This is a genomic window from Paenibacillus algicola (assembly GCF_005577435.1).
GTDB classification, from domain to species: Bacteria; Bacillota; Bacilli; order Paenibacillales; family Paenibacillaceae; genus Paenibacillus_AQ; species Paenibacillus_AQ algicola.
This window is the reverse complement of the sequence record NZ_CP040396.1, coordinates 3,527,234-3,553,768: the sequence shown is the minus strand read 5'-3', so window position 1 is coordinate 3,553,768 and position 26,535 is coordinate 3,527,234. Positions and strand designations below refer to the sequence as shown.

The 26,535-nt window shown below is 50.8% G+C and carries 22 protein-coding genes; 17 read left to right on the top strand and 5 right to left on the bottom strand.

What is annotated here, in order from left to right; translation table 11 throughout:
- The first annotated feature begins 164 nt into the window (after positions 1-164).
- Positions 165-4,763: a glutamate synthase large subunit gene (gltB, locus tag E6C60_RS16660; protein WP_138226866.1), complete on the top strand. Its 4,599-nt coding sequence runs from the start codon at positions 165-167 to the stop codon at positions 4,761-4,763.
- 386 nt (positions 4,764-5,149) lie between these two features.
- Positions 5,150-5,299: a hypothetical protein gene (locus tag E6C60_RS21020; RefSeq protein WP_175415346.1), complete on the top strand. Its 150-nt coding sequence runs from the start codon at positions 5,150-5,152 to the stop codon at positions 5,297-5,299.
- A gap of 75 nt (positions 5,300-5,374) precedes the next feature.
- Here E6C60_RS21020 and E6C60_RS16655 read toward each other — a convergent pair whose 3' ends face one another.
- Positions 5,375-5,743: a helix-turn-helix domain-containing protein gene (locus tag E6C60_RS16655; RefSeq protein ID WP_138226865.1), complete on the bottom strand. Its 369-nt coding sequence runs from the start codon at positions 5,741-5,743 to the stop codon at positions 5,375-5,377.
- Positions 5,744-5,982: 239 nt separating this feature from the next.
- On the opposite strand from E6C60_RS16655, the gene E6C60_RS16650 reads away from it, so the two are divergent.
- Together E6C60_RS16650 and E6C60_RS16645 are read left to right on the top strand one after the other, a co-directional pair.
- The gene (locus E6C60_RS16650; RefSeq protein ID WP_138226864.1) at positions 5,983-6,420 is read left to right on the top strand and encodes a hypothetical protein; all 438 of its coding nucleotides are present in this window, start codon (positions 5,983-5,985) and stop codon (positions 6,418-6,420) included.
- 160 nt (positions 6,421-6,580) lie between these two features.
- The gene (locus E6C60_RS16645; protein WP_138226863.1) at positions 6,581-7,597 is read left to right on the top strand and encodes an LCP family glycopolymer transferase; all 1,017 of its coding nucleotides are present in this window, start codon (positions 6,581-6,583) and stop codon (positions 7,595-7,597) included.
- A gap of 73 nt (positions 7,598-7,670) precedes the next feature.
- On the opposite strand, the gene E6C60_RS16640 is transcribed toward E6C60_RS16645, so the two are convergent.
- From E6C60_RS16640 to E6C60_RS16625, 4 genes are all read right to left on the bottom strand, one after another.
- Complete coding sequence (locus E6C60_RS16640; RefSeq protein WP_138227860.1) at positions 7,671-8,606, bottom strand: aldolase; 936 nt, start codon at positions 8,604-8,606, stop codon at positions 7,671-7,673.
- 118 nt (positions 8,607-8,724) lie between these two features.
- Positions 8,725-8,850, bottom strand: a complete 126-nt coding sequence (locus E6C60_RS16635) for a paeninodin family lasso peptide (RefSeq protein ID WP_138226862.1) — start codon at positions 8,848-8,850, stop codon at positions 8,725-8,727.
- A 29-nt stretch (positions 8,851-8,879) separates the two neighbouring features.
- Positions 8,880-10,829, bottom strand: coding sequence for an asparagine synthase-related protein (locus E6C60_RS16630; protein ID WP_138226861.1), 1,950 nt, complete (start codon positions 10,827-10,829; stop codon positions 8,880-8,882).
- Between the two features lie 85 nt (positions 10,830-10,914).
- On the bottom strand, positions 10,915-11,349 hold the full coding sequence (locus tag E6C60_RS16625) for a VanZ family protein (protein WP_175415344.1): 435 nt from the start codon (positions 11,347-11,349) through the stop codon (positions 10,915-10,917).
- 183 nt (positions 11,350-11,532) lie between these two features.
- Here E6C60_RS16625 and E6C60_RS16620 point away from each other — a divergent pair, with 183 nt between their 5' ends.
- From E6C60_RS16620 to E6C60_RS16560, 13 genes are all read left to right on the top strand, one after another.
- Positions 11,533-13,419: a glycosyl hydrolase family 28-related protein gene (locus E6C60_RS16620; protein ID WP_138226859.1), complete on the top strand. Its 1,887-nt coding sequence runs from the start codon at positions 11,533-11,535 to the stop codon at positions 13,417-13,419.
- Positions 13,420-13,709: 290 nt separating this feature from the next.
- Positions 13,710-14,456, top strand: coding sequence for a YveK family protein (locus E6C60_RS16615; protein WP_138226858.1), 747 nt, complete (start codon positions 13,710-13,712; stop codon positions 14,454-14,456).
- Positions 14,437-15,078: a CpsD/CapB family tyrosine-protein kinase gene (locus tag E6C60_RS16610; RefSeq protein WP_138226857.1), complete on the top strand. Its 642-nt coding sequence runs from the start codon at positions 14,437-14,439 to the stop codon at positions 15,076-15,078. The genes E6C60_RS16615 and E6C60_RS16610 overlap by 20 nt, the downstream gene beginning before the upstream one ends.
- 259 nt (positions 15,079-15,337) lie before the next feature.
- Entirely contained in the window at positions 15,338-16,228 is an 891-nt protein-coding gene (gene galU / locus E6C60_RS16605; RefSeq protein WP_138226856.1) for a UTP--glucose-1-phosphate uridylyltransferase GalU, read from the top strand.
- Positions 16,229-16,244: 16 nt separating this feature from the next.
- Positions 16,245-16,964: a sugar transferase gene (locus E6C60_RS16600; RefSeq protein WP_138226855.1), complete on the top strand. Its 720-nt coding sequence runs from the start codon at positions 16,245-16,247 to the stop codon at positions 16,962-16,964.
- A 225-nt stretch (positions 16,965-17,189) separates the two neighbouring features.
- Positions 17,190-18,623 carry an O-antigen ligase family protein gene (locus E6C60_RS16595; RefSeq protein WP_138226854.1) on the top strand — a complete coding sequence of 478 codons (1,434 nt, stop codon included), beginning with the start codon at positions 17,190-17,192 and terminating at the stop codon, positions 18,621-18,623.
- 2 nt (positions 18,624-18,625) lie between these two features.
- The gene (locus E6C60_RS16590) at positions 18,626-19,414 is read left to right on the top strand and encodes an SGNH/GDSL hydrolase family protein (protein WP_138226853.1); all 789 of its coding nucleotides are present in this window, start codon (positions 18,626-18,628) and stop codon (positions 19,412-19,414) included.
- Positions 19,411-20,565 (top strand): glycosyltransferase family 4 protein, encoded by a 1,155-nt coding sequence (locus tag E6C60_RS16585; RefSeq protein ID WP_138226852.1) that lies wholly within the window; start codon positions 19,411-19,413, stop codon positions 20,563-20,565. The genes E6C60_RS16590 and E6C60_RS16585 overlap by 4 nt, the downstream gene beginning before the upstream one ends.
- Before the next feature lie 5 nt (positions 20,566-20,570).
- Complete coding sequence (locus tag E6C60_RS16580) at positions 20,571-21,920, top strand: lipopolysaccharide biosynthesis protein (protein ID WP_138226851.1); 1,350 nt, start codon at positions 20,571-20,573, stop codon at positions 21,918-21,920.
- Between the two features lie 26 nt (positions 21,921-21,946).
- Entirely contained in the window at positions 21,947-22,990 is a 1,044-nt protein-coding gene (locus E6C60_RS16575; protein ID WP_217496346.1) for a glycosyltransferase, read from the top strand.
- 25 nt (positions 22,991-23,015) lie between these two features.
- Positions 23,016-24,203 carry a glycosyltransferase family 4 protein gene (locus E6C60_RS16570; RefSeq protein ID WP_138226850.1) on the top strand — a complete coding sequence of 396 codons (1,188 nt, stop codon included), beginning with the start codon at positions 23,016-23,018 and terminating at the stop codon, positions 24,201-24,203.
- The gene (locus tag E6C60_RS16565) at positions 24,200-25,396 is read left to right on the top strand and encodes a glycosyltransferase family 4 protein (protein WP_138226849.1); all 1,197 of its coding nucleotides are present in this window, start codon (positions 24,200-24,202) and stop codon (positions 25,394-25,396) included. The genes E6C60_RS16570 and E6C60_RS16565 overlap by 4 nt, the downstream gene beginning before the upstream one ends.
- Complete coding sequence (locus tag E6C60_RS16560; RefSeq protein WP_138226848.1) at positions 25,396-26,535, top strand: glycosyltransferase; 1,140 nt, start codon at positions 25,396-25,398, stop codon at positions 26,533-26,535. The genes E6C60_RS16565 and E6C60_RS16560 overlap by 1 nt, the downstream gene beginning before the upstream one ends.

Below are 26,535 nucleotides of genomic sequence, written 5' to 3'. Positions count from 1 at the left end.
AATCTAACTTCTGATGTTAATGGATGAAGGCTCCTTCTTATTATTTTGCACAAAATGTCATTGTCATGCAAATATTGATCACCAAGCAGGAGAAATGGCCGGTTTGTCTTGGAGGACCCATTTTTCGGCTTTATTTTATTTTGTAACAGGAAAGGTTGCTTACTATGAAACATACCGAATTCCCGAAGAAACAAGGGTTATATGATCCGCAGTTTGAGAAAGACGCCTGCGGCATGGGTTTTGTCGCACATATCAAGGGCAGCCCTTCACATAGCATCGTCAGCCAGGCGCTGACAATGCTGGGCAATATGGAGCATCGCGGCGGACAAGGCAGTGAGCCGAATTCCGGTGACGGAGCGGGCATTATGATGCAGATTCCGCACAGCTTCTTCGCTGAAGAAGCAGCGCGCCTGGGATTTGAGCTTCCAGAGGCAGGCCAGTACGGCGCCGGGATGCTGTTCCTTTCCCATGATGCAGCCGTTCGTGAAGTGCATGAGCAGAAGCTTGCCGGCATCATTGCTGAAGAAGGACAGACTCTGCTCGGCTTCCGCGATGTCCCGACGGATGACGAGATGCTTGGCAAGACGGCGAAGGCAGCGAAGCCTTACGTCCGCCAGGTGTTTATCGGACGCAGTGAAGATATTCAGAACGACCTTGATTTCGAACGCAAGCTGTATGTAATCCGCAGACGCGCTGAGCTGGCGATCCGCTACAGCAATGTGCCGGAAGGCGATACCTTCTATGTATCCAGCCTTTCCTGCCGCAAGATTGTATATAAAGGCATGCTGACGACAGTTCAGGTCGGCCAATTCTATCTGGATCTGCAGAATCCTTCCCTGACCTCGGCGATTGCACTCGTGCACTCCCGTTTCAGTACCAATACGTTCCCAAGCTGGGAGCGCGCGCATCCATACCGCTTTATGATCCACAATGGTGAGATTAATACGCTTCGCGGCAACGTGAACTGGATGCATGCCCGTCAATCCCTGTTTGAGAGTGAAGTGTTCGGCAGCGACCTGGAGAAGATCAAGCCTGTCATTAACCCGGACGGCTCGGATACAGGCATGTTCGATAACACCTTCGAGTTTCTGTATTTGAGCGGACGCTCCCTGCCGCACGTAGCGATGATGATGGTGCCGGAGCCTTGGAACAATCATGAGAGCATGGACACGACGAAGAAATCGTTCTATGAATATCACAGCACGCTGATGGAGCCGTGGGACGGCCCGGCCGCGATGGCATTTACAGACGGCGTTCAGATCGCCGCGACACTGGACCGTAACGGTCTTCGTCCATCCCGTTATTATGTGACGAAGGATGACCTGATTGTACTGTCCTCCGAGGCAGGAGTTCTGGACATCCCTGCCGAGAACGTGCTGCGCAAGGACCGTCTGCGCCCAGGCCGTATGCTGGTCGTTGATACCCAGGAAGGCCGCATTATTTCTGATGAAGAAGTAAAGGCAAAGATTGCATCCGAGCTCCCTTACGGCGATTGGCTGAAGGAGCATCTCGTTGAGCTTTCAGATCTTCCTGAAGCACTGGAGCTTCCAAATCCGAAGCATGAGAATGTACGTCAGCTGCAGCAATCCTTCGGCTTCACGTATGAAGAGCTGCGCAAGGTGCTGGAGCCCATGGCGCTGACCGGCGCCGAAGCGATTGCTTCTATGGGCTATGACGCTCCGCTGGCTGTATTGTCCGACCGCCCGCAGCGCCTGTTTAATTATTTTAAACAGATGTTTGCCCAAGTAACCAACCCGCCGATTGATGCGATTCGGGAGGAGCTGGTCACTTCTACGGCTACGACCATCGGGCCGGAGCGGAACCTGCTGCAGCCGGAGCCGGAGAGCTGCCGTCATATCCGTCTGGATTCTCCAATTCTCTCGAACGAGGATTTTGCAAAAATCCGTCACGTGCATCGTCCAGGCTTCAAGTCGATGACCATTCCGATTTTCTTTACCGCTGCAGACGGCGCGGAAGGGCTGCGCAAGGCGCTGGATGGCCTGTGTGAAGCGGCTGACCGTGTAATCAAGAAGGGCCACAACATACTGATTCTGTCTGACCGCGGTGTTGATCGCGAGAACGCAGCGATTCCTTCACTGCTCGCCGTATCGACCCTGCATCACCATCTGATTCGCCAAGGCACCCGTACCCGGGTCAGCATTCTGCTGGAATCGGGCGAGCCTCGCGAGGTGCATCATTTTGCGCTCTTGCTGGGCTATGGCGTAAGTGCCGTCAACCCTTATCTGGCGTTCGAGACTCTGGATGATATGATTCAAGAGAAGATGCTTCGCGGTATTTCTCACGAGAAGGCCGTCAAGAACTTCATCAAGGCTGCCAGCAAGGGCGTCGTGAAGGTGCTCTCCAAGATGGGGATTTCCACGATTCAGTCTTATCGCGGTGCTCAAATCTTTGAAGCGGTCGGATTAAAGTCCGAGTTCGTGGATCAGTACTTCACCTGGACACCTTCCCGGATCGGAGGCATCGGCCTTGAAGAAGTGGCTGCCGAGGCTCTGGCACACCATGAGCGTGCCTTTACAGACAAAGACGGCAACGATAAGGCGCTGGATTCTGTAGGTGAGTATCAGTGGAGAAACGGCGGAGAAGAGCATCTGTTCAATCCAAGAACGATTCACCTGCTGCAGCAAGCTGTACGCACCGGTGATTACAAGGTATATAAGCAGTACGCAGAGCTGGTACAAGGTGAGAACGAGAGCCATATGACGCTCCGCGCTCTGCTTCAGATCAAGCCGGGAGGCAAGCCAGTGCCTCTGGATGAGGTCGAGCCGCTGGAGAACATCATGAAGCGCTTCAAGACGGGCGCGATGTCCTTCGGTTCTATCAGTAAAGAGGCGCACGAGAGCCTTGCAATCGGGATGAACCGGATCGGTGGACGAAGCAATACCGGTGAAGGCGGCGAGGATCCGGCGCGTTACACACTGGATGAGAACGGTGATTCCCGCCGCAGCGCCATCAAGCAGGTAGCCTCAGGACGCTTCGGTGTAACCTCGAACTACCTGGTGAATGCGGATGAAATTCAAATCAAGATGGCGCAGGGTGCCAAGCCGGGTGAGGGAGGCCAGCTGCCGGGACGTAAGGTGTATCCTTGGGTCGCAGAGGTTCGCGGCTCCACGCCGGGCGTCGGCCTGATCTCGCCTCCGCCTCACCATGATATTTATTCCATTGAGGATCTGGCTGAGCTGATCTACGATCTGAAGAACAGTAATCCTCGTGCGGACATTAACGTCAAGCTCGTTTCCGAGGTCGGTGTGGGCACGATTGCCGCAGGCGTTGCCAAAGGACGTGCAGATATTATTCTGGTCAGCGGCTACGATGGGGGTACCGGTGCTTCACCACAGGGCTCCATCCGTCATGCCGGGATGCCTTGGGAGCTGGGCCTTGCCGAAACGCATCAGACGCTGATGATGAACAACCTTCGGGACCGCGTCGTTCTGGAGACGGACGGCAAGATGCTGAACGGCCGTGACTTGATCATTGCGGCGCTGCTGGGCGCGGAGCAATATGGCTTCTCCACAGCTCCACTGGTGGCGATCGGCTGTATCATGATGCGTGTATGTCAAATGGATACTTGTCCGGTCGGCGTCGCTACCCAGAATCCTGAGCTGCGCAAGAACTTCACCGGAGATCCGGCGCATGTTGTGAACTTTATGAAGTTTGTGGCAGAGGATATGCGGGAGCAGATGGCTGAGCTGGGCTTCCGCACCGTTGATGAAATGATCGGACGCACGGATTGCCTGGATTCCGTCAATGTAGACAGCCACTGGAAGAAGAAAGGCGTCAACATTTCCGCGCTTCTCTATACGCCGGAGCTGAACGAAGAGAGCACGCGCTACCGTACTCAGCACCAGAACCACGGTCTGGAAGAAACGCTGGATATGCGCGTTCTGCTGGGGCAAGCGGAGCCTGCAATTCAAGCTGGCACAGCTGTAGAAGGCAGGTATCACATTACGAACGTAGATCGTGCTGCAGGCACAATTGTCGGCAGCGAGGTCACTCGCAAGTATGGCGCTGCCGGATTGCCGGAGGATACGATTCAGTTTACCTTCGAAGGCTCTGCAGGCCAAAGCTTTGGCGCCTTTGTACCGAAGGGCATGACGCTGACAGTAGAGGGCGACAGCAATGACTACATCGGCAAAGGCTTGTCGGGAGGAAAGATTATTGTGAAGCCTTCCCCGCAGGCGACCTTTGTACCGGAAGAGAACATCATTGCCGGCAACACGGCATTTTACGGAGCAACGAGCGGTGAAGCATATATCCGCGGGATTGCCGGTGAACGCTTTGCGGTTCGGAATTCCGGAGCCAGCATTGTCGTTGAAGGCGTAGGCGATCACGGCTGTGAGTATATGACCGGCGGACGTGTAGCCGTACTGGGCGAGACGGGCCGGAACTTTGCAGCCGGGATGTCCGGAGGTACAGCCTATGTGTACGATCCGGAAGGAAACTTTATGGATCGCTGCAATCGCGAAATGGTGCTTCTGGAGCGCGTAGAGGATGCAGAGGAGTCTGAAATTCTGTTCTCGATGCTTCAGCGGCATTCCATGTACACGGACAGCAGTGTAGCGCAGGAGCTTCTGGGAGACTGGGAGCAGTCACTGTCTAAGTTCGTGAAGGTAATACCGAAGGATTACAAGCGGATGCTGGAGCAGATTCAGAAGGTCCAGGATCAAGGCTTGACCGGGGATGCTGCCCTGCTGGCCGCTTTCGAAGCGAATATGCGAGAGCTGGCGCGCACTGGCGGTGCCTAAATCACAAGCAGCATAGAGGATCAGACATGAGAACGGGACGTCTCCTTACGGAGCGTCCCGTTCTTTTTTAATAACATGTCATGAACACATCGAGGTCTTAAATGAAAAGGTTTACATAAATTTGGGTATAAAGGCCTGCTGCTTGCATAATGACAAACCACGCTACTCAAAATCCAGCCTAAATCTAACAATTCAGTATTGGATAGTAAAATGTGCTGAGTATTCGACAAAATTAGAAGCTAAAATTTATGGGCAAGCCTCCATGAGACGACAGCATCTCAAGGCTTGGTCCATTATAATATTGGTAAGTAAGTTAGGGGTGGCACGCGATGTAATCATACCGGGGGATGGAGAGAATAGACAAGGAAGGAAGAGGTAAGTAGCGGATGAATAAGGAGAGAGAAACCGGAACGCGGATCAATAATCCGCAGCCGAACCAGGAGCCAAAGAGCTTGGACATTCATGCCATTATGAGCCAAATGGGAATCCATCCCGACAAATGGAAGCAGCATCTTGCGCTTCAAGAAGACGAATAGCAGCGAAGAGGGTGGTTTACGAGCCGCCGCAGCGTGGAAAGAATCCCCGGACCTATAAACCGATCCGGGGATTTGTTATTTCATCGAGCGCTCCATCCGAACGAAGGCAATGAAACGCCGGGCTTCCTCTTCGCTCAGCTTGCGGCCATCTACAGTTAAGTGGAACCGATTCAACAGGTCCTCATCCGATAGCTCCAGCTCATCCACAAATTGTCTGACATCCGGCTCCATAACCATCTTCTCGTTGCCGGTCCGTCCAATGAGATAATCAATCGACACATTGAAGCGGTCTGCCAGTCCGGTCAAGGTTTCGAAATCCGGCTTGCGCCGGTTCTTCTCGTAGTGGGATAATGCAGCACGGGTGATGCCGATCGAAGTTGCGAGCTCCTCCTGCGTCCAGCCCCTCTGCTCCCGCAATGCTGCAATCCTTTCTCCGTAGTTCATGAATGGTCCTCCTCCGGTAGCTAACAATCACACCTTTATATTAACAACAAAAAAGTACCCATGAAATAAATGGATATACTGCCCGTAAATCCTAAGGAAGCGTATTGACTAGATACAATATGTATCGTAATATGGAAATAGAAATTAGATACGAAACGTATCTTCTTGAAACATTTGGTATCATTGTATCCATGATCTGAATGTACTATACCAGAAATCTCGAAAGAAGAAGGGGTATTATGGATAGTTCCATGTTCTCGGGCATTCAATATGGCCCATCTGTTCGAATACAGCTTGCCGCCATCGGCACACTTCCTATATCCGGGCGTTTCCACGAGGTAACTGTGCTGGAAATCAGTCCGCAGCAGCTGCTATTTCTGTGTGAATGGGAAATTCCTCAATCGGATCGCGTCCAGCTGATCTATGAGCTTATGGACTCCAGAGACCGTCTCCTGCTGCAAGGGGAGATTGCAGGGAGTAAGCCGTGGGAGAGCCGAATGCTCTACATCGTCAAGCTGCAGGCGGATGAAACGCAAAAGCTCCGGATTACCGGCATGCTAAATCGAATGATGTCACGGTACTCTGTGGATCGGCGTATTCATCATTATCAAAGCCCGTTATTTGGGCATTCCCGGCGGGAGCGGAGGTCTGGAGCTTCACTGTATCCCCGCAAATAAAAGAATACATATATTTTACTATACTTGCGCAGGTAGGTCATTAGTTCTTTTAACTTAAATACGTGTTCTATTTACGCAGAAAAGTACATTTGCTTTTGTCAAATTGTGACTAGAAACATATGAATCGGGTCATGGAAGGGATGGAAGGAGTCAACCCCATTTGAGGAAAATCATGAAAATCACCACCCTGGTTCTGGGAGCTTTGCTGCTTGGGACCGGGATTTATGCGTACAGTATGTATCATTCGGTGAAAAAAACAGCGGATGAGATGTTTGAAGAACGTACACCTTTGCCCCCAACGGTGCTTCAGACGGAGCCGGTCTCTAAGGGGAACAAGCCGAAGGCCACGCAATCGGATATGGCTGCTGTCATTGACACGGAAGCGATTTCGATTAGGGCTGGAGAAAGTGTTCCGGCGATCCAGGCTAATCTGGATCAGAAGGAGCCGTTCACCGTACTCGTTATGGGAGTGGATGAGCGTGAGCATGACCGTGGACGCTCGGATGCGATGATTCTGCTGTCCGTGAACCCGGCCAGGGAATCCATCCTGATGTTTAACATCCCCCGCGATACAAGAACCGCGATTGCCGGCCACGGAACGGTGGACAAAATTAATCATGCTTACGCTTTTGGCGGCGTGGATATGTCTGTCCGCACAGTAGAATTGTTCCTGCAGGTACCGGTCCATTTTTATGTGAAGGTTAATATGGAGGGCTTCGCCCGGATCATTGACACGCTGGGAGGAGTCCGCGTTCAGAATACGATGGCGTTTGATTATGGGGGTTACCATTTTACACAGGGCAGTATTGAGCTTACGGGTGATCAGGCATTGGCGTATTCCCGGATGAGATTTGAGGATCCTCGGGGCGATCTCGGTCGGAACACGCGGCAGCGGCAGATTGTTGACGGCGTGCTTCAGAAGTCCTTGCAGATGTCTACGGTATTCAGCTTGAATGAGCTGCTGGAGGGGATCGGGAGCAGTGTGAGGACCGACATCACCTTTGAGGAAATGAAGATTCTGATGACGAAATACCGCAAGAACCTGCACGGCACAAAACAAATCGAAATTCAGGGCTCCGGCGCGACCATCGGCGGAATCTGGTACTATATCGTGGAAGCGAAGGAACGCCAGCGAATCCGGTCCATCCTGGTGGAGCATATGCAGCCACCGCAATAGCAGCACAGCCAAAGAGAACATCCGGGATATCTCCTGGATGTTTTCTTTGGCTGTGGAGAGAAGAGGACCGGGATCATTGGGAGAACGCTGCGGAGACGCTGCGGGCTCTGTCCAGCACCAGTTTCCGCAGGGAGTGTATCGTTTGCTGGTCTATAGGACGCCAGACGCGGTACAGATCTACCTGGGAGGCCAGACGCGCAGTGATGTCAAAATGCCAAGCGGTCAGGCCGCATCCTTCAAGGAGGGAGCTGCGGTAGGTGTGCCTTGATAGCAAGGACAGCCGTTCCAGCCGGCTTGTTTCCTGAAGCATCAGGTCTTTGCAGTCTGCCTTGACTAACTCAAATATTCCGGCCAGCGGCAGGGTGTCCTGAACGAAGGAGGACGTGACCGGCACAGCAAATTTAGTCTCACGCTCAAACAGCGGACGATATTCCGAGGTGCTCATTCCGAAGACATCCAGGCTTTCCTGCCATAGCTTCTGCTGCGGATAGGCGGGGGTAACCTGAAAGGTGCCGTTAGCATCCCTGCTGACGGGGATCACATCATCGGTGAGCAGGCGATAACCTTGCTGCAGCAGCGCTGAGGCGAGCGTCGATTTTCCATGTCCGGAATGGCCGACAATGGCGTACGCTCTGCCGTCGATTTCAATAGCGCTGCCATGAAGGGGGAGGATTTTACGCTGGAGCAGGATCGCTCCCATACAGGTGCCCAGCAGGTACAGGCGCAGCTGATCCGGGTCCGCTCCCGGCTCAGGAGAAGCCTCCATCCGGTTTCCGTTCTTGCACGCGAACAGAGCCAGGCCTTCGATGCGCAGCATATAGGTGTCCGGCGTGTTGATATAAGCACCCGTTGGGGAGTAAGAAGCCCACTGGCTGGCAAGGTCCGCATAGCCAATGTAAAGATCGATCGGCTCAGAAGAATGTGGTGCCTGGATTGAAGCAGGAGGGAGAGTCGGCAATTCCGGAAAGTGAATTTCACTCTGTATGTGCAAGCCAAATGCTTTGTACATCGGGATGGAATGTAATTCTTGAGACAATTCACTCACTCCTTCTATTAAGTAAGAAGAGAAACAGCCCGAATACCCGGAGGAAGCGGTACAGGGGCTGTTTTTGTACATGTGGACAGCATTAGCTGAAGTGTACCTGTTCGTCCGGGTCCGGTTGTACAAGGTCTGGACGAGCATCGCCAGGGCCTGCCATGGTCATGTTCATGTCAAGCACTTCCAATGTAGGAGCATTCCATTCTTTTTTCATCGCATTCACCTCCTTTCAAGCACAATGCTTTACATATGGTGCTGTAGAAATCGATGCAGAATGAGACTTCGCATGAGCAGCTTGAACGTCGGCTGGTAAGCCTGATCTGACGCAATACCATGCCGTGCTTCGGCAAGTGCGGTATCTACGGCCGGCATGTTCATCACATGCTGCATCCGCGAATCCTGCCGCATCTGCTCCAGAGCGTTCAAGAATTCCTGCCAATGCGGCTTCATTCGGTGCAGGGAGTCGGCCGCTTGTATACCCCGCGTGCGCTGATTCAGGCGGATTGAATCCGGAAGCAAGCCCTTGGTGGAGCGGCGAATCAACGCCCGATCCATGCCCTGCTGCACAAACTGCTCGATGGGTGCTGCCAGGCAGAACCGGATGACACGAAGATCATTCGTAGGGTCATGGCCGCAAAGAGAGTAGCGAAGTGAAAGCTTGGAGCTGCTCGTTCCGGTTGTACCCCACATGTGAATGCGTTCAAAATGAACCTTTCGCGCCTCCAGCGGATCTGCCGGCAGCTCGGCTTCAGAGCCGATGCCAATAAAGGCCTGATCCTGCAGCCGATGGTAGATGCCGGTTTCTTTAGCATAAGCGTCATTGATCATTTGCGGAAACTCGTAAGCTGTTCCCACCGGCTTGAGCCGATTGACGATCGGAAACGCTTTGCGGCACAAGACAGAATACATAATTTTGCGCCTGGTACCGGTATTCAAGCTGTACTGCTGAACCTCCCGCCGAAGCTTGCCCCATCGAAGCTGCTTCAAGAGAGTGGCGTAATAACCAAATGCGGGACCCCAGGAGATACTGTAGTTACCACGGGCACCGCTGAGAAGGACACCAATGCCTTGCTGGCTTGCGGCTTCATGAATGCCGCGGAACCAGAAGGTGTTGTCAAAGAATTTGTAAGGGGATTCCAGGGTATCCAGCCATTCATCGATCTCGGTGAACGGGCTGGCTCCTTGAAAGCTCAAGTAGCTGGGCTCCATATTACCGGCAAACTGAACCGTCTGCTCAATCAGCGGCCGCTCATTGGCGAGTCTGCGCTTGGGTGTCCAGTCTTCAAAATCTTCGGCCGGGACGTAGCTGAACGTATGCAGCGGCCGCTGCTGCTGCTGGAGTGCCTTGGCGGCAAAGCTGGCGACGGAACCGGAGTCCAGACCTCCGCTGAGATAGCCGCCCACCTTGCGGTGGCTCCGTTGGAAGCGGGAGGTCACCGCTTTCTGAAAGACTCCCCGGAAAGCTTCGTCGTACTCCTGAGAGGAGGATAGCTGCAGCGGGCTGATATTTCTAAGGCTGTCATATTTCTGAATCGTGATGTCATTTCCTCTGACGGTGAGGGTATGTGAGGGAGGCAGCTGGGCAACCCCCTCATAAACAGTGGAGAGCATATCCGGCGGCTCGAACACACCGCGGATGGCGAGAAATTCGGCCAGCCAGGTATGGTTCAGACTTTTATGTATATGGGGCAGGGACAGCAGGGGTTTAATCATGGTGCAGAGGGACAGCTGCTGCCGGTCGCGATGATAATACAGCGTTCTCGCTCCGGAGAAATCCCGGGCACCGAAGAGAACATGCTGACGCGGATCCCAGATGATGAAGGCGAAGTCACCCACAAGCCGCTCCGGCATGCGTCCCTCCCACTTCTCATAAGCCCACAGCAGGAGCTGGCTGTCTGGCATGGAGGATCTCAGCTCCTGTGGAATCAGCAGCTGGTCCATGAGCTCCTCTCGATTGTCCAAAATGCAGTCTGCCGTTATGGCCAGACCGCGGCGGGAATCGTGGTAGGGAAGCTGTTCCTCCAGAGACTGGGTCGTCATTTGCTGGAGCAGACATCCTAGCATGACATGTTCATGCTGCCACACGGAGCATTGATCTGCCGGGTACAGCTTCAGGGCGTCCATGACTAGTTCGTCATGCCCAGCCTGTACAGGTTCTCCGTCCAGGCGATAAATACAGGCGATGGCACTCATGATCCATTTCTCCTTCATGATCATCCTGACGTTTTATTAGATACATTTAGTATCGGTCATAATATACATGAAGTTACAAATTGTATCAAGTGTTTTTTTTATGTCTAGTGAAATTAGTAGTGGTTAATTTGACCCTGACGAGAAATCTGCACCACAGGTAGGCCATAAGAACCCCCAAAGCATCAATAGCCATATCGTAAATACGCCCACCGCGAAAAAAATACAGCTGCAAAATTTCGGTAGCTGCTGCGTACAGCAGGCACAAGCCGAATGCGTACGTGCTTCTGCCTCCACCGGAGGCCAGAAGTGCCAGCAGAAAGAAGCCCAGGAGATGTCCGGCCTTACGCAGCACCCAGTCGCGCCGATACCATTGAACATCCTGTTCGGTGAGCTCCGACCAATCGGGGGAAGCATTAAAGCTGAAGTCAAGGCTTTGATGCTGGATGAGGTCCTGAAAGCTGAAGGAGCATGTAAATATGAAGAGCAGGATGGCCCAGAGCCCTGTGAACAAAATACGCACAAACACCTTCTCCTTTTGTTATTTGATACAATATGTATCTCCAGTCAATCTGTATCATATACGAGCAGAGAAGCCGGATTCAACCATCAAGGTGCAATTTCATAGAATATAGATACGGCCCTGGGCGTGTACTACAAACCTTTTTGCACGGCCTTCACTATGATATAGCAAGGAGGAGATAAGATGGCCAATCCGATGGATGAGGAAATGAGGGCTCTGGGCATTAATGTCAAATGGTATGGGGCTGTCGGCGACGGCAAGGCTGACGATACGGCTGCCTTTCAGGCGGCCATGGCAGCGTGCGGCAAGCGGCACCGGCTGTATATTCCGTCCGGGGATTACCGGATTCGGCAGACTATTGAGAATCAGAGCCGCGGCATTGTAGGTGAAGCGCCCTATGTAGACAGCGGGCAGCAGGGCAGCCGGATTTTGTGGGACCCGCTGGACACGTCCTCGGACCTGCTCCCGTGCCTGCGGATTCAGGATGCGGGGGTCAAGGCGGTATTTGAGAACTTCTCCATCTTCGGGATGGTGGGCTACAATTCCAGAAATCTTTCGACCTGGGTGGACAAGAGCCTGTTCGAGCAGAGCTCTTATGAGATGTTTGCAGCAGGCAGTGCAGCGATCGAGGTCGCAGGCGGTGCTACCCCAATCTTCCGCAATATTCAGACGGCTAGAGTGAAGACGGGACTGCTGCTGAACAGCACGAAGGGCCATGTCACCTCTTATGATTGCTCCTGGGGCGGGCTCATCGGTGTGTATTGCAGAATCAATTCGGGGGACTATTTCTTTCAAGGGGGCGGCATTTCCGGAGCATTCTGCGGCGTTTTGCTGGGGACCATCCTTCATGCCGGACACCGGGGAGGCTTTCCCGCCGATATGCACAGGGTTCATCTGGGCTTTGCGCCTTATGCGATCTACCAATGTATTGACAGCGGGATGGACGATTATCGCCAGGCCGCTTCTGTGAATGGCTTAAACGGCATTTACACCACAGTGCAATTCGAGCAGTGCGGGGAGGCTGCCATCAAGCTGCTCAGTAAATCGAATACCTCCAGCCTCAGAATGTTCGGCTTCGGGTTCTCCTGGTCCGTTCCTTCGTACTCGGACGATCCCACCCGCTGGCAGTACGCACTGCCGGATTCCTTGATGCGGCTGGAGGAGAAGCAGCAGTATGCGGCCTGGTTCGGTACCTTGACCTATCCAGTCACCATTCATAATGATCTGGGGGCGCTGCGATTATCCACGGCTCCAGGTGGAAAAGGCACCGCATATATTGAAGTCCTGACCGGTGAACGGGAAAGTGATCTGACGGGGTTGAATCTGCCCCAGACTGTCATCCGGCGGAAATGGACCCCGCTGTACCGGACTTCGGACCTGCACGAACGGATGCGGGAGCGGGAGCACCGCACAGGGATGCCTGTCTCCGCGCCCAATCTGCTGCGCAACCCGGAGGTGCTGTCGAACTGGACTGTCACGAATGGCGGTACGATCAGTCTCGTCAGTCCGCAGCAGGTTCCGGTTCCTATTAGCAATGAAATGAAGCAGGTCCTTGGCCGCAATCCCGTCATATTGAAGGTGACCCCGGATGGTTCGCGGTCTCCGGGAGTTATGATTGACTTTCAGGCACCCTCGCTTCCGTACGAAGGGGATGCCGGACGGAACCTGGCGATGCAGTATTTCATCCTCGAAACGAGCACCGGCAGCAGCTCCCTGTACCGCTCCCTGGGACGGGTGACGGCGCAGAACTGGGAATATATTTTTAACGATACAATCACTTGGCGGGAGCCGGGGTGGAAGCACCTCCGGGGCCGGGAGATGTCCAGCCGAACCGGACGGTTATACAATTTTAGCATCGCGGGTATTCCGGAAACCGGGGACACGTATATTGCAGGAGTCATGGTGAACTGGGACCAGATCGGGTCCTACTCGCCGGTTCCCCACAGCTATATGACGGATTCCCTTGAAATCAGGGGACCGGGCAATGGTGTAATTCTGACGGACGAAGCGACAGGGGAGCGTTACCGCATAGCCATACGCAATGGCAATGTGCAGCTCATCCGGACCTAAGGTACCAGAAAAGAAGATGAAGCCCTGCAGATTCAGACTCTGCGGGGCTTGTTCTAGTTACATCCATGGCTTGCTTATTGCCTAAAAATGAAAACCTTTACATCCAAACAGACTTCCAGATTCCAGAAAAACACGAAAATTAGCTTGACATGATACAAATTGTATCTTAAATTATGGTGTGTAATCTACATAGTGTATCGCAAGACTTACACATGACTTCGGGTGGAGCCTCGGAGTAGGACTCTAGTTACAAGCGTCAGCATTAATCATTAGCGGAGGGTTGCGAGCCAATGGAACTGAAACAGTATTTCCGGGTCATCCAGAAAAAGTGGTGGCTGATTGTCATGATGGTGGTGGTCGCTTTAACGGCAGCAAGTGTGAAGAGCTTCTATTTTACAACACCGGTATATGCAGCAAATGCAAAGCTGATCGTGAATCAGTCGTCGGGCGATGGATTGAATGCCAGCACCATTCAAACGAGTATTTTTCTGATCAACTCCTATAAAGAAATTATCAAGTCGTCGGCCGTAATGAATAAAGTCGTCGAGCAATACCCCGAGCTGGGTGAGAGCGCATCACAGCTGGCCGCCCGCATCTCGGTTTCCTCAGCGAACAATTCCCAGGTGATGAACCTCGTCTATCAAGATACTTCCTATGAAAAAGCCGCTGCTGTCGTGAATGCGGTCTCTACCGTCTTTAAAGCCCAAATTCCAAGCATTATGAATATCGATAATATCACGATTCTGAGTGAAGCCGACCCGGCAGCCAGTCCGGGAGCTATTAACTTCAACCCGGTGATGAACCTTTTGATCAGCTTCATGGTGTCCTTCGTGCTGGCGATCGGGTTTATCTTCCTGCTGGATTATCTGGATGACACCCTGAAATCGGAGTCAGAGGTGCTTGAAATTATGGAAGCTCCGGTCCTGGCCTCTGTCGGCCGTATGACCAAGAGTGATCTCAAGCCGGCGTTCAAGTCGAAGAAAGCTCCACAACAACCAAAGGCAGGTGAGGGAAAGTATGCCACGATTCAGCAATGAGAGCAGTTTGATTGTATCCATGAACCCCAAATCCTCCATCGCGGAGAGCTACCGGCTGCTGCGGACCAAGATCCAGTTCTCCTTCAAGGATCAGGAGTCACGCACTGTCATGGTCACCTCATCTCAGGGGGGAGAAGGCAAGACAACGACGATTAGCAACCTAGCGATCGCATATGCCCAGGAAGGCAAAAAGGTGCTCCTGATCGATGCCGATTTGCGCAAGCCGTCGCTGCACCGCATTTTTCCTCAGCTGAACCATCAGGGACTGAGCTCCCTATTGACCGGCCATTGCAGTATTCAGGATGCAGTGCAGCCTACCGACTTCGAGCATCTGGATCTGCTGCCGTCCGGCCCTGTTCCGGGCAATCCGTCAGAGCTTATTGATTCTGCGGCGATGCACCAGCTTCTGCAGCAGCTGAAGCAGCAATATGATGTTCTACTCGTAGATACTCCTGCCGTACTGGCGGCTTCGGATGCGGTAATTGTCGGCTCCATATGTGACGGGGTGATCATGGTTGCCGCGCCGGGCAAGGTGAGAAAAGAGCATTTGAAGAAAGCCCGGGAGCAGCTGGAGCATGTTCATGCCAGAATGCTGGGCGTTGTGATGAATCGGGTCGTCTAGGCAGTAAGGAATTTACAGCGAATAGGTAATGTCTACTGCACCTTTATCACTGTAGGCACTCGGTCACGCTGTGGGTTCGTTTTCGGACCTTAGACATGATTGTCAAGGGTGTGATGTGAGGATGGGTTGAATGCCCTGTTCAGAAGGCTTAGCTATGTTTTTTTCAGGGGGAAGAGTGTGTAGCTAAGTCCTCTGTAAAAACAAAAAGAGTCCTGATGTATTCATTCCACCAAAATATGGACAGGAGCGTGAAGGTACGATGAAAAAGGTCACAAAAGCGATTATTCCCGCAGCAGGGCTCGGCACCCGGTTTCTGCCGGCAACCAAGGCGATGCCGAAGGAAATGCTCCCGATCGTCGATAAGCCAACCATTCAGTACATTGTTGAGGAGGCCGTGGCTTCGGGCATTGAAGACATTATTATTGTCACCGGCAAGGGAAAGAGGTCCATTGAGGACCATTTCGATCACGCGTTTGAGCTGGAGCACAATCTGTTCAGCAAGGGCAAGTTCGAGCTGCTGGACGAGGTTCGCCGTTCCTCGAACGTAGATATTCATTACATAAGACAGAAGGAAGCCAAGGGTCTAGGGCATGCCGTATGGTGTGCACGTAATTTTATTGGAAACGAGCCGTTTGCGGTTCTCCTGGGTGACGATATTGTTAAATCCCAAGTGCCTTGTATCCGCCAGCTGGCACTGCAATTTGAAACTACGCAGCGATCCATGATCGGGGTGCAGACGGTACCGATGGATCAGACACACCGCTACGGCATTATTGCACCGGCGAAGAAGATGAACCGGCTGTATGAGGTGGAGTATTTCGTGGAGAAGCCTCCGGCAGGACAAGCGCCGTCCCAGCTGGCCATTATGGGCAGATATATTCTGACGCCAGAAATCTTCGATTATCTGGAGCGGCAGGAAGAGGGCGCGGGCGGTGAAATCCAGCTGACGGATGCGATTCAGAAGCTGAACGAGGCCCAAGGCGTATACGCTTATGATTTCGAAGGCACGCGCCATGATGTCGGGGAGAAGCTGGGCTTTATTATGACGACACTGGATTTTGCGCTGCAGAATGATGAGCTTCGCAAGCCGTTGCTGGAGGGCATGGAGAGTATTTTGGAACGGGAGCACTCCGGAAAAATACTGAATTAACGAGGTGACCTGAATCATGTATCCGAATTCGCAGCATAACGATGCAGACATCGTGCTGGATGGCAGTACGAGCTATGGCGGTTATACACTGCAGCAACGGACGGGGAGAGAGCTCGGCGGTCGTCAAAGCCGCCTGTATCTGGCATGGAAGCGCAGCACCGATGTGCTGCTGGCGTTAGGGGGACTGCTGCTGCTGTCCCCTTTTTTACTGGTCATTGCCCTGGCAATCAAGCTGGAGGATCCTAAGGGGTCCGTTTTTTTTTGCCAAACCCGGGTGGGGAAGAACGAAAAGCTGTTTCGCATGTATAAATTTCGTTCCATGGTTTCCAACGCGGAGGAGCAGCTGGAGCAGCTGCTTGCACAGAATGAAATCAACGGGGCCATGTTCAAGATGAAAGAGGATCCCCGGATTACAGCAATCGGCAAATGGATACGCAAGACGAGCATTGACGAGCTGCCGCAGCTGTGGAATGTCGTTCGGGGAGATATGTCCCTCGTCGGCCCGCGGCCGGCACTGCCGCGAGAAGTAGAACAGTATAGCAGCTACGACAAGCAGCGCCTGGCTGTCACACCGGGATGTACTGGACTGTGGCAGGTTAGTGGACGAAACGGCCTGAGCTTCGAGGAAATGCTGGCCCTCGACCTGAATTACATCGAGAAACGCGGACTCTGGCTGGACCTGAAGGTGATCCTGCGTACGGTCAAGGTCATGGTGTTTCCGAATTCAGCTTATTGATGGAGTTGTTCAAAGGATGAAGATGACAATAAGCGTTATAATTCCCACGTATCAGCGGGTGGAGGTGCTTGCAAACTGCCTAAAAAACCAAGTGTTTATTATCCTGGTTTATTATTGCGGTAAACAAGTCGTCCCCACTTGTGATTCTTAGCTCGCAAATTTTCCCTAGACAGAAGTGAACTGTACTAAAAAAGAACTACTATATTTTAAAGGCAGATTGGATGGATGGAAAACATGGATAAAATCCTTGGACTAAGCCGTACCTCGGCGAGTATTAGAGAGGTGCTTCGAAATCTAATACTGGTGGCAGCCGTGTTTATCCTATGTTTGTTGATTGGAATTTCCGGCTCAATTGAATCGCTTCATATGAGGCTTCTGGAAGGAACCATCCTTTTAACAAGTTTACTTATCGCCTTTCAAATCCATTTTAAGAAGCCTCAGGCCTTTATGTCTTACGCTTTACTAATATGGGCGATCAGCCCCGAAATGAGACGGATTCTGGACTGGTCATTTCATTCTTATACTGAGACCTCAATTATTTCCCTTATTCCCTATACAGTCAGTCTGATCATGCTCATACCTGTTATTCAAAACATCAAAAGAATGGATAGTAGAATTGGCCTGATGCTTAAAATTGTCGGGGCAGCTTTACTATATGGATTTGGGATTGGATTCCTGAAATACGGTTTGTCTTCCGTTTTTGATCTACTAAACTATGTAGTTCCGTTCCTAGTGGTTGCTTACGTTCATGTGTCCAATTTTGGTCGTAAAGTTCATGACCGGTGGCTCCGGAGTTTTTCAATTGTGGCGGTTGTTATTGCAGTATACGGTATTTATCAATACATGTTGCTTCCCCCATGGGATCATTTCTGGATGATCAGTTCGGAAATGAATTCTATCGGACCAGCGGAGCCCCAGCGCTTCCGAGTATTTTCCCTGTTAAATTCACCTGGACCGACAGGGTTGTTTCTCGGACTTGCGTTGGCAATCATGACTGTTCATAAGAAGTGTCGTGCCTTTGGTTACTTCGGTATACTGACTGTTGCCTTTGCTCTTCTTTTAACCTTAGTTCGTGTAGGTTGGATTGCATGTGTCCTAATGATTTTAGCGTACTTTTTCCAGTCTCAATTGAAGAGTAAGATTCAGCTGTTGTTTATTGGAATAGTATTGGTTCTGGCCTATCAGTTTATTTTTCCAGTACTTCCAGGATCGAGTCAAGTGATATCAAGAATTGATACATTTAGCGCCCTAGAAGAGGATCACTCATTTAAGGAGCGGCTGACATTTGCATCACATATTTTTTCCAGCATTTTATCAAACCCGCTGGGTATGGGATTGGGCAGCTCGGGTTTGGGGGCGAAGCTGACACAGAGTGAAGATGTTATGGTCGTATTTGATAATGGATATCTTAATTTATTTTATACGTTTGGTCTGGTGTTTGGTTTAGCGATCTTTACTATTTTTGTATATATACTGATTTCGCTATACAAATTGAGCAAGTCAGAGAAAATGTACGCATCTCTATCCTTTGCCGCTATTTGTGCCATCTTGTTCTTGTTATTAGCAAGTAATGTGTTACGAGGATTAAGTGGATTTATATTGCTCTTAATAATTTCACTCGCGTATGCACCTAATTCATTAATTCGAGAGGAAGTTTAGTTATGCGGATCATATTTTTAGGCGGTTCAATTACTGAAGGATTGGGAGTGGCACGTTCGGGTAAAACCTATGCAAATCTTTTGAAGTTTAAAATGAGTGTCAAATGTTCACAGAAAATCGAAATACTAAATTTTGGTGCCAGCGCTATGCAGATTAATGAATCCAGGATGAAATACGAAAGCAAGATTTTGGAACTGAAGCCGGAATTGATTGTCTTTGCACATGGAAATACTGAAGCGGTTGTAAGAGAACAAAGAAAGTTTTTGCGTTATTTACCTCGGCGATGGAGAAGGCCAGGATGGATGGATCCTAGACCTTATTATTCGACGCGAAGGCTTAGAAGATGGCTAGAAAAACTAGAATCAGGGCTCCGTTGGAGGGTAAAGGTTTCAATAATTAGAATATTTGGCGGAAAGCAGTGGATGGGTGTGGAGGACTTTAAACGTCACACGATGGAATTTGTTCAAGCGATACTCAAGTATAGTCCGGATACTAAAATCATCCTTCTGACACCTGGTGATATAGAGGAGAGGTATTTTCCTGGCTCACCTGAGTCCATGAAGCTGTATCGAGAAGCAATTCATGATGTGTATAAAAGCTTTAAATCCAGCGGCAGATTGTTTATGTGTGACTCTTCTGTCAAGCTTCATAAGTGGGATGACTACTTTATGGATCGATTCCATCCAAATGAGTTGGGTCACGATAAGATTGCTGAAGCCCTGATGGACACAATTGATGATCAAAATGTTTTACCTGACTATACTCAATTGCTAGAAGAGGTAGCCCAATGAAAATTTGTTTTGTGACACATAAGGTAAAGAAAGGTGACGGTCAGGGACGAGTTAACTATGAGGTGATATTGGAAGCAATAAGAAGGGGCCATGAAATTCTTATCATTTCATCGGAACTCTGTGAGGAATTGAGTGGCCACCAGAAGGTTCAGTGGATTCAGATTAAAGTAGGAAAAATTCCAACAATGCTTCTGAAGTATCAATGGTTTGCAATCCTCTCGTCTCTATTAATCCTGATTCGAAGAAATTCGATTGGACTGTTAGTGGTAAACGGGTTTATTACGTATGCCCGCTCTGATATTAATTGCATTCATTTCGTTCACAGTGCATGGGTAAAATCGCCTTATCATCCTTATCATGAACAAAAAAGCATGAAGAGCTTGTATCAATATATTTACAATAAACTGAATTCGAGACTAGAGAGGAATGCGCTTAAGAAAACTCGACAAGTCATTGCAGTCTCAAAACAGGTCAAACATGAGTTGATAAAGGATGCAGAGATACCCAATCACCGTATTGCAGTGGTTTCCAATGGAGTAGACTTAAGTGAGTTCTATCCTCGATCTTTAAACCGTGCTGATTTTCAACTAGACGATAGAAAGACATATGCACTCTTTGTTGGTGACCTTAAATCCAAACGAAAAAATCTGGATACGGTATTAAAGGCAGTGGCTGAAGTAAAGCATTTAGAATTGCTTGTACTGGGTTATACAGACAAAAGCCTATATCCTAATATGGCAAAGCAACTAGGGATCAGCGAACGCGTTCATTTTCTGGGGTACCGAAAGGATGTCGCGCAGATAATGTCTTTATCAGATTTTTTTATTTTTCCGTCCAGATACGAGGCCTGCTCTCTTGTTATTTTGGAGGCGATGGCATCCGGACTTCCGATAGTTACGAGTAATCGCTGCGGAGGGGTAGAGCTTTTAAATAATCAATCAGCTGTTATTATTAATGATCCTGATGATTTTACCGCTCTTGTTCGAGTATTAATAGACCTGACTTCAGATCAAGAAAAACTAACCAATATGGCTGCCCATGCGAGAGAAGATGCAGAGGAACATTCATGGGATAAAATGTCATTCAAGTATATGCAATTGTTTAACCAAATATTGACATCTAAACTGGTAAGCAAGCCTGAAAGGATTTAGACTTCATGGCGACAACTAAAATGCTAAGAGCAAAAAGACAATGGGGGAGCATCGGAAACATAATACAAAACTTTGCTTCCAACGTCTTTATTCTCGGACTTAATGTATTCACCGGTATTATTATTGCAAGATTCTTGGGTCCTGATGGCCGTGGGGAACAAGTAGCTATGATCATGTGGCCTAGATTTTTAGCTTATTCATTGACATTGGGAATACCGGCCGCTTTGGTATACTATATGAAGAAAAAGAACGAGGATCAAGGATCTCTATATATTACTGCAATTTATATGAGTCTGCTGCTGGGCATGCTGGCAATGGGAGTCGGTGCGGTAATAATTCCTTTTTGGATGAGGGATTATTCATCATCAGTCATTGAATTTGCTGTGTGGGCACTGGTAATGTCTCCTGTGGCCATGCTCGGAACGATTAATACATCTGCATTGCATTCGAGGGAAGAGTATCGGATATATAACTTTATGCGCTATGCACCAGTGCTAGCCACACTGATCATTCTATTGACGCTTGTCTTTACAGGTCATGTCAATCCGTTTACGACTTCGATAGCTTTTTTGTTCCCAGCAATTCCAATTGCGGTATGGACAACCATCCGCCTTATATCCCATTACAAGATAAAACAGCTTAATAAGAAGCAATCGGGAAAAAAGCTGTTGAACTATGGTATAAGGTCCTATGGAACTGATGTGGCAGGAACCTTTTCAGGTTATGTTGACCAGATTCTCGTTGTTGGCTTGTTGTCTCCAAGTGCTCTTGGCTTATACATCGTTTCTCAGAATCTGGCCAAAATATTGAATACATTGCAAAATGCGGTTACCTCAGTTCTGTTTCCAAAAGCATCGGGACTTAAGACGGCGGATGCAATTCACTTAACGTTTAAAGTATTTCGCATAAGCGTGATCGTTACCCTGCTGATAGGTCTTATGGTTTATATTGTCGCTCCCTATCTGCTTATTATTTTGTATGGAAGCTTATTTCGGGAAGCTGTTCCCGTATTTAGAATTCTTATATTTCAAACTGCTGTTACAAGTGTCTCTTGGATATTGTCTCAGGGATTTATGTCTACGGGGAAACCTGGTGCAGTCACAATAATTCGATTGACGACACTCGGACTAAATGTTGTTCTTCTTAATTCTCTAATCCCTCTACTAGGAATTAGAGGTGCGGCTATTTCGTTGTTAGTTTCGTCTTTTGTAGAATTCATTATAATTTTTCTTATCTATACCCTTCAACATAAAGTCCGATTAAAAGAGTGGGTGCTCTCGGGTGAGGATCTAAAATGGATAATGTATCGAATGCCTTACCGAAAAGACAAAGGCAATTATCGGGTACATGATTAAAAAACGAGGTGATTCATATTCATATCTTGCATATCGCAAATCATGTAAAAGAATGCGGGAACGGCATTGTCAACGTGATGGTGGACTTAGCCTGCGAGCAGGCCAGACTCGGCCACAATGTAGCGGTTGCCTCGGCGGGAGGGGGGTATACTCAGCTGCTCCATAAACACGGAATCACACATTATAATCTGAATCAAACTCGAAGGCCGGTGCCGATGCTCCAGGCCTTTTTTCATTTCCGAAAAATGCTGAAGGCATTCCAGCCTGACATTATTCATGCGCATATGATGACCGGTGCCTTGCTTTCCCGGCTGCTGAAAGGCTTTCACAAATACAAAATCATTACCCATGTTCACAATGAGTTTCAAAAGAGCGCCAATATCATGAAGGTGGGAGATTCGGTGATTGCTGTAAGTCAAGCTGTTGCGGAGTCCATGCAGCGCAGAGGAATTGTAGCCAACAAACTGCATGTGGTTCGTAACGGGACCATAGGTAGTCCACGCACGGAGGTCTCGACCGAGGTTGTTCTCGAAGGGATTCCGATTGTAACAGTGGCAGGCATGTATGTGAGAAAAGGGATTGCCGAGCTTATAGAGGCGTTCAATGTTGTGGCAAAAGAGTATGAAGAAGCTCATTTATATCTAGTTGGAGACGGTCCGGACAGGGAAGCATTTGAAGCTCAAGCAGACACTTCGCATTACCGAGAACGAATCCATTTTCTTGGATATCAATCCGATCCGCGAGCTTATATGAAAGCTGCAGATATTTTCGTATTAGCGTCACATAAAGATCCTTTTCCATTAGTGCTGATCGAAGCCCGTGAAGCTGGCTGTGCTATTATTGCAACCGAAGTGGACGGTATGCCGGAGGCCCTAGAGTTTGGACAATACGGATTGCTCGTACCTCCCCAATCGGCGGAGGAGCTTTCCAAAGGAATTATGGCTATGCTGAAATATCCTGACGTTCTAAACGCTTACCGGACAAAAGCATCGCAGGGGCTGGAGTACTACAGCGTCGAGCGGGTAGCTAGAGACACTCTTGAGATTTACCAGAATACACTGATCAGCTAAATCCAATGGAAGAAGTGAGCGAGCGATGAATGTACTATCGACCGGCATGGGCTGGATAGATATTCAGCATGGCGGGCTTAACCGGTATTTTGCCGATTATACAAGGGCAATGAGTGAGTATGGCCATCGGGGTATGGGCGTAGTGGTTGCTCCGAGAGATGCCCGGCTGCCCCAGGAGCGCGGCATCGACAATGCCGCTTCCGATATTCGGATCAATCATTTCTTGAATCGGATGAAAGTGGTGCAACGGCATGCGGTCCAGGCAGTTCGAAGCTTTCAGCCGGATGTATTCAATCCGCATTTCGCCTTCTATACCACGATGGTGACGCGAAAGCAGATTCCGTTGCACGTTCCCATCGTGACGCACTTCCACGGCCCTTGGGCTATGGAGTCGAAGGTAGAGGAGAATGCGAAGACGGGTTTGATGAACGAAGCCAGGTTTTGGCTGAAAAAACAGGTAGAGCAGCTTACATACCGCCGCTCCGACAGCTTTATTGTACTGAGCCAGTATTTTCGGGATGTGCTGGTTCACACGTACGGCATAAACAAGTCCAAGATTCATATCATCCCCGGCGCGGTAGACCATATGCTGTTTCAGCCATCTTCGGATCGGGAGAAACTGCGCGCGGAGCTGGGCTTTGCTGCAGGTCAGCCGGTGCTGTTCTGCATCCGCCGGCTGGTTCGCCGGATGGGAATCGACCGCCTGATCTACGCCATGAGGGAGGTGATCCAGCACCATCCGGATGCCGTCCTGTGGATTGGGGGTGACGGACCGCTGCGTACAGAGCTGGAAAATATGATTCACGAGCTTGATCTCTCTGCGCAAGTGAAGCTGCTAGGTCGCATCTCGAATGAGGAGCTGGTCCGTTGTTACCAGGCTGCAGATATCAGCATTGTACCGACACAGACGCTGGAGGGCTTCGGACTGATTACGGTTGAATCCCTGGCCTGTGGAACGCCGGTTCTGGGAACGCCTTACGGTGGAACGCGGGAGATTCTGGAGGATGTGGAGAAGGAACTGCTGTTCACAGACGGCACGGCGGAATCCATCAGCCGCAAAATTATCGACGTCCTGGATCACCCGGCGCTGCTTCCCTCTAGAGAAGCCTGCCGCGCTAAAGTTTTGGAGCGCTATACCTGGAGCAGGGTGGCGTCAGCAGTGACTGACGTGTTCGCCGAGGAAATTCAGAAGAGGAGGACATTTCGGCCATGAAAATCGCATTCTATAACCATACAAGCATGATCAGCGGCGCAGAAATCAGCCTCTTGTTAACGGCCCGGCATTTGAAGCAGGCCCAGCCGGTCTTGTTCGCTCCGGAAGGCGAGCTGCTGGACAGGGCGCGAAGCCTTGGCTTGGACGTACAGCCGCTGCCGAGCTATCGGGCCCGAATGACTCGCAATCCGCTGCGGCTTGCCGTCGATCTGCTGGGGATGCTGGGTGCCGGCTGGAAGCTGGCTCGGCAGCTCAGGCACAGCGGGGCAGAGCTGGTTCATGCCAACTCCATCCGGGCCGGGATCATGGCAGGCTCTTTCCGGTGGCTGCACAGGCTCCCGGTCGTATGGCATGTGCGGGATCTGCCGCCCAAGGGCTGGATGGGCAGGCTGATCCGCTGGTTCGCTTCCCGCAGCGCACAGGCACTGATCGGTATCTCTAATCCTGTTCTCCAGGAAATGAAGGGACAGGGCCGGGAGCAGCGTTATCACCTGGTTCATAATGGTGTGGAGCTGCAGCACTTGGGCCTGGAGGAGCGGCAGCGTCTGCGTGTCAAGGTTCGCCATGAGCTTGGAGCCGCTAATGATGTCGAGGTGCTTGCTATTATTGGTCAGATTGCTCCATGGAAGAGGCAGGAGGATGCCATTGAGGCTTTTTCCACGCTGGTTCAGGAGGGTCGGAATGCGGTGCTGTGGATTGTCGGCGAAGCGAAATTCAGACCAGAGAACGAGCGTTATCTGGAGCAGCTGCAGCAACGGGTGCAGAGCCTGGGTCTGAGCAGCCGGGTTCGATTTACCGGCTTCCGGGACGATGTGCTGGAAATTTGTTGCGGAGCGGACCTCCTTTTATTATGCTCGAAGGAAGAACCCTTCGGGAGAGTCGTGATAGAGGCCATGTCCCAAGGTACACCGGTTATCGGGACTTACGGCGGCGGCGTGCCGGAGATTATTGAGCATGGACAAAGCGGCTTCATGTATGAAACCGGAAATGTCCCGGAGCTGATCCGATATGTTCGCTTAACGCTCGATAACCCCGAGCTGTGGTCCCGGCTGAGTGAGAACGGCCGGCAGCGTGCCATCGATCATTTCTGTATTACCCAGACCGCGGATAAGGTAGAGCAGGTATATCATCAGCTGCTGCATACAGCCAGTGGAAAACAGCTGGAGCATCATCCGGTAAAGGAGATGATGTGATGAGAGAGCTGAAGGTGGCCATCGTGCATGATTATTTGAACCAGATGGGAGGCGCGGAGCGGGTTGTAGCGGTGCTGCACCGCATGTTTCCGGATGCGCCGATCTATACAACGATAATGGATCGCAGCAAGCTGCTGCCGGAGCTTCAGGATGCGGATATCCGGACCACCTGGATGCAGGGCATTCCCGGTATATTCAGCAAATTCAAGCTGTTCTTCTGGCTGTATCCCTTTGCTGTAAGGTCGATGGATCTGGAGGGCTATGACTTGATCCTCAGCTCCAGCAGTGCTTATGCCAAGGGAGTCCGAAAAGGACGGGGGGCGCTGCACGTCTGCTACTGCCATACTCCGATGCGCTTTGCGTGGAGCTTCGAGTCGTATATGGAAGGGGTAAAGGTACCCAGAGCCTTAAAGCTGCTGGCCAAATGGCTGACCTATCCGCTGCAAATCTGGGATCAGCGGAACTCCAGGCAGGTGGACCGGCTGATCGCCAATTCGACGACTGTGAAAGAACGGATTCGCCGCCACTATGGAGCAGAAGCACAAATTATTTTTCCCCCGGTTGATATTGACCGCTTTGAGATCAGTGACTACAAGCCGGGAGATTACTACTTGGTAGTTTCCAGGCTCGTATCTTATAAGAAGATTGAGCTTGCCGTGAAGGCATGCACGAGAACGAAGCAGCGGCTGCTGATTGTCGGGGATGGCCCGGACCGTAAGCGGCTGGAGGAGATGGCTGGGGAGACGGTAACCTTTTTGGGCAGAGAAAGTGATGAGACGGTCGTTCGCCGCATGCAGCATTGCAAGGCGCTGATCTTTCCGGGAATGGAGGACTTCGGGATTACGCCGCTGGAGGTAAACGCTTGTGGAAGGCCAATCATTGCCTACCGCGAAGGCGGAGCACTGGACACAGTGGCTGCAGGCAGGACGGGGCTGTTCTTTGAAGAGCAGTCCGTACACTCTCTCATTTCAGCCATGAAGCGGTTTGAACAGCAAGCCTGGGACCCGGCCGCCATACGCAGACATGCGCAGGCCTTTAGTGAGGACGTATTTATCCGCCGGATGCAGGGAGTCATTGAGGGCATGCAGCATACCCAACCGGGCCCAGCCCGAATTACAGAAGTGAAAAGGAGCGGGTAA